This is a genomic window from Caulobacter sp. P1_B12_2 (assembly GCF_056406675.1).
The window spans coordinates 1-7,146 of record NZ_JBFTZS010000234.1; the positions used below are offsets into that span (position 1 = coordinate 1).

Here is a 7,146-nt window from a genome sequence, read left to right on the forward strand (position 1 = left end):
CACCACCACCGTGAAGCTGCCCCGCTGTCCGAAGGTGGCGAGGGGCAGCTATCAAGCCGGCGAAACGGTCAGCTACGTCAACAAGCACCTGGCCGCGGCGGCGGCGGCGAGGCGGATCGAGCTTACGCCTCTGTCGTCGTTCGCCGTCGAGGCCAAGGGCGAGTCCAGCAAGATCGATTGGCTGACCGCGCAATATCCGTTCCTGGTTTGCGGCTTCGATACGGCCGTGGTCGCCGAGGACGGCACGGTCTACGACAGTTGCATGAATCGCGCGCCGGACTGGATGACGCTGGTGGCCTCGGATCATCCCGAAACCCTGATGACGGACCCGTACGGCTATCAGGGCGTCTGCGTGATCACCGACGTGAGCGCGCCGCTCGCTTCGGCGGCGCGGTATGCGCCGGATTGGTCGGCGACCTGAGCAAGGCCGGATCTTGGGAGACCCTAATCGGGGGCAGGCGCGGGCGCCTGTCCCCGTCCGTCTGTCCGGCTAGCTCTTCCGGAAAAACGCGTGGATCCGCTCGGCCAGCGGCTGGCTGACCCCGTCCACCTTCAGCAGGTCCTCGATCCCGGCCCGGGACACGCCCTTGGCCGAGCCGAACGCGTGCAGCAGGGCCTTCTTGCGCCCAGGCCCCACGCCCTCGATCTCGTCGAGCGGGTTCTTCTTCAGGTCCATCGAGCGGCGCGTGCGGTGGGCGCCGATCGCGAACCGGTGGGCCTCGTCGCGCAGGCGCTGCAGGTAGTAGAGCACCGGCGACTTGGGCTCGAGCATGAACGGCGTCTTGTCGGGCATGAAGAACCGCTCCAGGCCGGCGTCGCGGTCCGGGCCCTTGGCGACACCCACCACGGCGATGTCGTCGACGCCCAGGTCGGCCATCACCTCCAGCGCGGCGTCAAGTTGGCCCTTGCCGCCGTCGACCAGCACCAGGTCGGGGCGGTTTTCGCTGTCGCCCTCTTCCTCTTCCTTCACGAGGCGGGCGAAGCGGCGCTTCAGCACCTCCTTCATCATCCCGTAGTCGTCGCCCGGCGTCAGCTCGGTCGAGCGAATGTTGAACTTGCGGTACTGGCCCTTCATGAAGCCTTCCGGCCCGGCCACGATCATGCCGCCCACGGCGTTGGTGCCCTGGATGTGGCTGTTGTCGTAGACCTCGATCCGCTCGGGCGGGGCGTCCAGGCCAAACGCTTCGCACACGCCGGCCAGCAACTTGGTCTGGGCCGAGCCCTCGGCCATCTTCCGGCCCAGGGCCTCGCGGGCGTTGGTCAGGGCGTGGCCGACCAGGTCTGCCTTCTCGCCGCGCTTGGGGGTGGCGATCTCGACCTTGCGGCCGCTCTTCAGGCAGAAGGCCTCGGCCAGCAGATCGCGGTCGGCCGGCTCCAGATTGGTCAGGATCAGGCGCGGGATCGGCTTGTCGTCGTAGAACTGGCCCAGGAACGCGGTCAGGATCCGCTGCTCCTCGGTGGCCGTGTCGTCCTCGTCCTCGGCGTTGCCCGTGACGCGCGGGAAGTAGGCGCGGTTGCCCCAGTTCTGGCCGGCCCGGAAGAAGAACACCTGCACGCAGGCCTGGCCGCTCTCGACGTGCAACGCCACGACGTCGGCCTCGTCCACGGTCTCGGGATTGATCTGGCTTTCGGCGGCGACGGAGGCCAGGGCGCGGATGCGGTCGCGCAGGCGGGCGGCGCGCTCGAACTCCAGGTCCTCGGCGGCGGCCTCCATCTGCTGGGCGATCAGGGCCATGACCGCGCGGGACTTGCCCCGCAGGAAGGCCTCGGCCTGGTCGACCAGGCCCTGGTAGTCGTCCTTGCCGATCAGGCCGGTGCAGGGGGCGGCGCAGCGCTTGATCTGGTGCAGCATGCAGGGCCGCGAGCGGGTCTCGTAGACGCTGTCGCTGCACGAGCGCAGCAGGAACGCCTTCTGCAGGGTGTTCAGCGTGCGGTTCACCGCCCCGGCGCTGGCGAACGGCCCGAAATAGTCGCCCTTGATCGTGTGGGCCCCGCGATGCTTGCGCAGCTGGGGCGCGTCGTGATCGCGGCGGATCATGATCTCGGGGAAGCTCTTGTCGTCGCGCAGCAGCACGTTGAAGCGCGGCTTCAGCGACTTGATCAGGTTGATCTCGAGCAGCAGGGCGTCGGCTTCGGTGCGGGTGGTGACGAACACCATGGCCCGCGTGGCGTCGACCATGTGGGCGATGCGGTTGGTGTGGAACCGGCCCTGGGCGTACTGGACCACCCGCTTCTTCAGGCTCTTGGCCTTGCCGACGTAGAGGACTTCCTCGTTCTCGCCGATCATCCGGTAGACGCCGGGGGCGTCAGGCAGGCGCGAGACCTCGTCCTTGATCAGGGCGGCGCCCTTCAGGGCGTTGGCGGGGGGAATGTCGGTGGTCGTATCGTTCACGCCCGACATATAGGCGAGTCTGGCGCGGCGTGGCGCCCCTAGCCGAGTTCGCGACTGTGACGGATGCGCGCGATCAGGACGATGTTTGGTCCGACGCGATAGCGGATGACATAGGCGGCTTCGCCGAAAGGCACGACCAACTCGCGCATGCCTCCACGGTGAGGAATTCCACGATGGGAAAGATCCCTCAGGCTTTCGGCGGCTTCAATGATCGTGTCGGCCGCGCGATCCGCGACATTTGGTGCTCGCTCGATCAACCAAGCGCGAAGGCGGTGAACATCGTTCACGGCGCTCGGTGAGAACCGGACGATCTTCACTTTGCCATGGGTATCGGTAGTTCGTGTTCGGTTCCCCAGGATTTGACCCAGGCCTTGACTGCTTCGAGGGGAACGCCCGTACCCTCGCGTTCAGTCTCGTCGCAGATACGCTCGATAGCGTCCCAGTCCCAGTTGTCGTCGAGTGTGTTGTCGATGACGCTCAGGGCATAGTCCTCAACGCTCTTGCCGGCCAAATCGGCAGCGGCCTTTAGGCGCTCAGCGCGCGCTCCATCGATCTTCAAGGTGATTTCACCGTCGGCCATGACCCGATCATCCGCCCGTCGCGGTTTGTCGTCAACGCGGCGGGGCTGTATGACCCGCCCATGACCACGCGCTCGCTCTTCGTCACGCCGCTCTACGAAGCCAGCCTCGCCGGCGACAAGGGCTTCGAGGCCTTCATCGACGACCTGCACGACGCCTGCATCGCCGTCGCCGAGGACGACGAGGCTGGTCAGGCCTGGGCCGAGAAGAAGGGCTATCTGGGCTATACCTCCTACGCCTCGCTGGACGACCTGGCGCAGCGCGACAGCCTGTTCGCCGACCTGAAGAAGAAGCTCGACAAGCACGCGGCGGCCTTCGCCAAGGACCTGCGGTTCGACCTGGCCGGCGGCAAGCTGGTGATGGACAGCTTCTGGATCAACATCCTAGAGCCGGGCGGCCAGCACAGCGGCCACATCCACCCTCACAGCGTCATATCCGGCACGGTCTATGTCACCATCCCGCCGGGCGCCTCGGCCCTGAAGTTCGAGGATCCGCGCCTGCCGATGATGATGGCCGCGCCCACCCGCGAGACCGACGCGCCCGAGGCGTTGCAGCCCTTTGTCTACGTCCAGCCCGCGCCGGGCGCGATCCTGATGTGGGAAAGCTGGCTGCGCCACGAGGTGACGCCCAACCAGGCCGAGGAGCAGCGGATCAGCCTCAGCTTCAACTACGCCTGGCGGTAGGGCGGGGGCGCTAGGACGCGGCGGGGACGTAGTCCGTCTCGGCGATCGTCCCGCCGTCGGCCGGTCGCGTTCGCCAATGGCGGTCCAGGCTGAACGAGGCGATGGCCAGCCACAGCAGGCCCAGGAACGCGTGGCCGCGCTGCCAGAAGCCGACGTCGCTGCCGGTCCGCACGTTCCACACCCCGGTCAGCAGGGCCAGGACCAGCAGCAGGAAGAAGAACCAGCCCAGCGAGAACCGCGCAAGGCGGCGATGCTCCGGCTTGCCCCACAGGGCCCAGGCGGTGAACAGCGGGGCGAACTGGATGGCCAGGCCCACGCCGCAGGCGCGGTGCATGGGGTCTGGCCAGTGAAACAGGCCGGCGAACAGCGCGCCCAGGCCGGTCATCGCCACCCAAAGGCCCGCGAAGGCCGAGACCCGGCGACGGCCGCCGGCATGCTCCAGCGCGTGGGCGAAGCCGCCGCCCGCCGCGATCCCGGCCAGGCCGGCCAGGATCATGCCGATGTTGAAGATCAGCGGGTTGGGCGCCTTGGGCCCGCCGAGTTCGCTGATGAACTGGGCGCCGGCGTCGAAGCCCGGGAACAGGTGTTGGGCCACCAGTACGTCGGCCACCATGATCGCCGGAACGATCAGGCCGATCCTCAGGAGGTTTCCAACGCTTATCACTCGTCCCGTCTCCGGCTGATCGGACACGTCTAGATCGCGCCGGGCGAGGGCGGGGTCAAGGATGGATGAGGTCGCGGGGGCGGGTTGAACATGAGCTCCAACTCTACGGCCGTCATCCTCGGACTTGTTCCGAGGACCCCTCGTGCCGCCGAGCTGTCGTTTGACGTTAGGCCGCGATCTCACCGCTACCCGGATCAACCTTCTCCGCGGTTGGGGCAGGGGTCCTCGGAACAAGTCCGAGGATGACGGGCTGAAAGACTGTGCGCGGCTAACGGGGACAGGCGCATGCGCCTGTCCCCGAGCCGAGTAACCCCTACTTCTTCCCGAACAGGGTCCCGAAGAAGTCGCCCTTGTTCCAGCTGGGCCGGGTCGGCATGTCGGCCAGCTCGCGGGCGATCTCGTAGTTGACCAGGGCGAAGCGGGCCCCGGCCTGGTAGTTTATGGGCTGGTTCAGGTCGTCGTTGGGCTTGTGGTAGTGGGTGGCCAGGAAGTCCTTGAAGCCCTTCTCGCCGCCGTTCTTGAAGCCGGTCATCAGGAACACCGACGGCACGCCCTGCTCGACGAAGCGGTAGTGGTCCGAGCGGGTGAACAGGCCTTCTTCCGGCAGCGGGTCGGCCGACAGGCCGATGCCGACGCGACCGGCGGCGCGGGCCACGGCCGGGCCGATCGACGAGCGGTCGGCGCCGAACGCCACCACGTCCTGGAAGTCGTACAGCAGGATGGGCATGTCCAGATTGACGTCGGCGGCGACGCCGGCCTTCGGCACGGTCGGGTTGTTGGCGAAGTAGTCCGAGCCGATCAGGCCCTTCTCCTCGGCGGTGACCGCCAGCAGGACGATCGAGCGCTTGGGCTTGGTCTTGGCTTCCTTGAAGCCGCGCGCCACTTCCAGCATCGTGGCGATGCCGGCGGCGTTGTCCAAGGCGCCGTTGTTGATCTTGTCGGCGTCCTTGCCGTGGATGCCCAGGTGGTCGAGGTGGGCGGACAGGATGATCGTCTGGGCCTTCAGCGTCGGGTCCGAGCCCTCGATCAGGCCGACGACGTTGCTGCTCTGGCGCTTCTCGATCTCGGTCTTCAGCTGGATGGTGACGTTGGTCGGCAGGGCGAAGCCCTTGACMAGGCCGTCCGGCGTCTCGGCCTGGGCCAGGGCGTCGTCCAGCGAGGTCGGCGCGCCGGCGAACAGCTTGGCGCCGCCCTTCAGGCTCAGGGTGGCCAGGCCCGGCGCAGAGGCGCCGCGCACRTCGGCCACGCCCTTGGCGTCGTTCCAGGTCATCCGCCATTCCTGGTAGTTGGCCACGCCGCGCGCGAACGGGCGGCGCTTCTCGGAGCTGGTGGTCGGCAGGGTCAGGACGCCGACGGCGCCGCGCTTGGCGGCCTCGACGCGCTTGACGCTGGTGTTGCCGTAGTGGGCGCGGATCTCGGTCTGCAGGCCGGTGGGCGCGCCGCTCAGCATGACGACGATCTTGCCCTTCACGTCCAGGCCCGCGTAGTCGTCGCGGCCGCGTTCCGGGGCGACGATGCCGTAGCCCACGAAGACCAGCGGCGCGGTGACCGAGGTCTCGGCTTGGCGGGCCTGGGCCGAGGGCAGATAGTCCTCGCCAAAGGTCAGGGCGCCCGACTTGCCGTCGGCGCCGGTGTAGGACACGCCGCCCTCGTTGGCCGAGCGGTAGGCCGTCAGGGGCACCTGCTGCAGGTAAGTGCCGTTGTCGCCGGCCGGCTTCACATGCATCAGCGCATATTGCGAGGCCACGTAGTTGGCGGCGATGTCGTAGCCGCGGGTGCCGGCCTCGCGGCCTTCCAGCAGGTCGTCGGCCAGGAAGCCCATATGCGCCTTGATGGCGTCGGCCGACGGCGTGAAGCCGGCCGGCTTCGCCGCGACGGGCTTGGCCTTGGCGGCGGGGGCGGCGAGGGCGGGCTGGACGGTCAGCAGCAGGGCGACGCCGGCGAGGGCGGCGCGACGGGAGAACGGCATCAAGGCAGGCTCCAATTACGGGCCGAGCCCGCGAAGGGGCGAACCTTGGCCAGACGAAGGCGGCTTGTCGAGATTTCGTAACCTGAACGTTTTGTAATCTTCACGGAAAAGCCACGTCGAAAGAACGCGTTATCTCGGACGCAGCCAGCGTTTACCGTGTTCGGTCAGCCCGGCTTAACGGTTCGCGACGAGGTTGGCGGCGACCCGAAAAGGAAGCCGCCGTGCAGATCGCAGCCGACCGTTTCAGCGCCGCCGTCCCGCGCCCCGCCGCCTCGGCTCCGGCCCAAGGCGCCCCGTCGGTCGATCTCACCCAGCTGGCCGTGGCCCAGACCAACGCCAAGATGACGGCCGCGGCCGGCGCCGCCCTCGGCCAGGCCACCGGCGAGCTCACGGGCGTCCTCGTCAATATCAGCGTCTAGACGCCTTCCCCGAACATCCAGAGCGGGCGTGGGCTTCCGGTCACCTGGCGCCGGTCGCGGCGGTTAACCGCGTAACTTCACCCTCTTTCGTTAAAGCCCGTTAACCGGCGCAGACGAGATTGACCCGGCAACCAGGGAGATGGTCGTGCAGGTTCTCAACACCGCCGCCGCGGGCATGTTCGCCGCCGCCGATCGACTCAGCGCCAGCGCACAGCGCACCGCGGCCTGGGGGCAGGAACAGAGCCAAACCGAGCAGAAGATCGACCTGGCCCACGAGGCCGTCGAACAGATCTCGGCCAAGACCGATTTCAAGGCCAACGCCGCCGTCGCCAGGACCGCTGACGAGATGACGGGCGCCCTTTTGGACATCAAGGCCTAGGCCGCCGGACGTTACCGGAAGGCCCCGGCTCGAGCCGGTCCGAGCCCATCCCGCATTCCCCC

General features: G+C 67.9%; 9 protein-coding genes. 4 read left to right on the forward strand and 5 right to left on the reverse strand.

Annotated elements, in window-relative coordinates; translation table 11 throughout:
* The coding region (locus AC1DZ6_RS15050; protein WP_477097968.1) for a hypothetical protein at positions 1 to 421 on the forward strand (421 nt) is incomplete at its 5' end.
* A gap of 69 nt (positions 422 to 490) precedes the next feature.
* Here AC1DZ6_RS15050 and uvrC read toward each other — a convergent pair.
* The 3 genes from uvrC to AC1DZ6_RS15065 are packed head-to-tail and all read right to left on the reverse strand — an operon-like array spanning position 491 to position 2,972.
* A complete protein-coding gene (gene uvrC, locus AC1DZ6_RS15055) occupies positions 491 to 2,401 on the reverse strand; it encodes an excinuclease ABC subunit UvrC (protein WP_477097969.1) in 1,911 nt (636 codons plus the stop codon).
* A gap of 29 nt (positions 2,402 to 2,430) precedes the next feature.
* Complete coding sequence (locus AC1DZ6_RS15060) at positions 2,431 to 2,709, reverse strand: type II toxin-antitoxin system RelE/ParE family toxin (RefSeq protein WP_477097970.1); 279 nt, start codon at positions 2,707 to 2,709, stop codon at positions 2,431 to 2,433.
* Positions 2,706 to 2,972 carry an antitoxin gene (locus AC1DZ6_RS15065; RefSeq protein WP_477097971.1) on the reverse strand — a complete coding sequence of 89 codons (267 nt, stop codon included), beginning with the start codon at positions 2,970 to 2,972 and terminating at the stop codon, positions 2,706 to 2,708. The genes AC1DZ6_RS15060 and AC1DZ6_RS15065 overlap by 4 nt, the downstream gene beginning before the upstream one ends.
* 60 nt (positions 2,973 to 3,032) lie before the next feature.
* Between AC1DZ6_RS15065 and AC1DZ6_RS15070 the strand changes: the two genes are divergently transcribed.
* Positions 3,033 to 3,653 (forward strand): TIGR02466 family protein, encoded by a 621-nt coding sequence (locus AC1DZ6_RS15070; protein WP_477097972.1) that lies wholly within the window; start codon positions 3,033 to 3,035, stop codon positions 3,651 to 3,653.
* Between the two features lie 10 nt (positions 3,654 to 3,663).
* Here AC1DZ6_RS15070 and AC1DZ6_RS15075 read toward each other — a convergent pair whose 3' ends face one another.
* Positions 3,664 to 4,380, reverse strand: a complete 717-nt coding sequence (locus tag AC1DZ6_RS15075; protein ID WP_477097976.1) for a DUF998 domain-containing protein — start codon at positions 4,378 to 4,380, stop codon at positions 3,664 to 3,666.
* Positions 4,381 to 4,630: 250 nt separating this feature from the next.
* Positions 4,631 to 6,286 (reverse strand): M20/M25/M40 family metallo-hydrolase, encoded by a 1,656-nt coding sequence (locus AC1DZ6_RS15080; protein ID WP_477097973.1) that lies wholly within the window; start codon positions 6,284 to 6,286, stop codon positions 4,631 to 4,633.
* 221 nt (positions 6,287 to 6,507) lie between these two features.
* Here AC1DZ6_RS15080 and AC1DZ6_RS15085 point away from each other — a divergent pair, with 221 nt between their 5' ends.
* Both AC1DZ6_RS15085 and AC1DZ6_RS15090 read left to right on the forward strand, forming a co-directional pair.
* Positions 6,508 to 6,705 (forward strand): hypothetical protein, encoded by a 198-nt coding sequence (locus tag AC1DZ6_RS15085; RefSeq protein ID WP_477097974.1) that lies wholly within the window; start codon positions 6,508 to 6,510, stop codon positions 6,703 to 6,705.
* A 139-nt stretch (positions 6,706 to 6,844) separates the two neighbouring features.
* Positions 6,845 to 7,084 carry a flagellar hook protein FlgE gene (locus AC1DZ6_RS15090; RefSeq protein WP_477097975.1) on the forward strand — a complete coding sequence of 80 codons (240 nt, stop codon included), beginning with the start codon at positions 6,845 to 6,847 and terminating at the stop codon, positions 7,082 to 7,084.
* Positions 7,085 to 7,146: the final 62 nt, after the last annotated feature.

Coding starts and splice junctions, on each gene's coding strand:
- uvrC (WP_477097969.1), bottom strand. CDS start 2,401: ATGTCGGGCGTGAACGATACGACCACCGACATTCCCCCCGCCAACGCC.
- AC1DZ6_RS15065 (WP_477097971.1), bottom strand. CDS start 2,972: ATGGCCGACGGTGAAATCACCTTGAAGATCGATGGAGCGCGCGCTGAG.
- AC1DZ6_RS15070 (WP_477097972.1), top strand. CDS start 3,033: ATGACCACGCGCTCGCTCTTCGTCACGCCGCTCTACGAAGCCAGCCTC.
- AC1DZ6_RS15090 (WP_477097975.1), top strand. CDS start 6,845: ATGGTCGTGCAGGTTCTCAACACCGCCGCCGCGGGCATGTTCGCCGCC.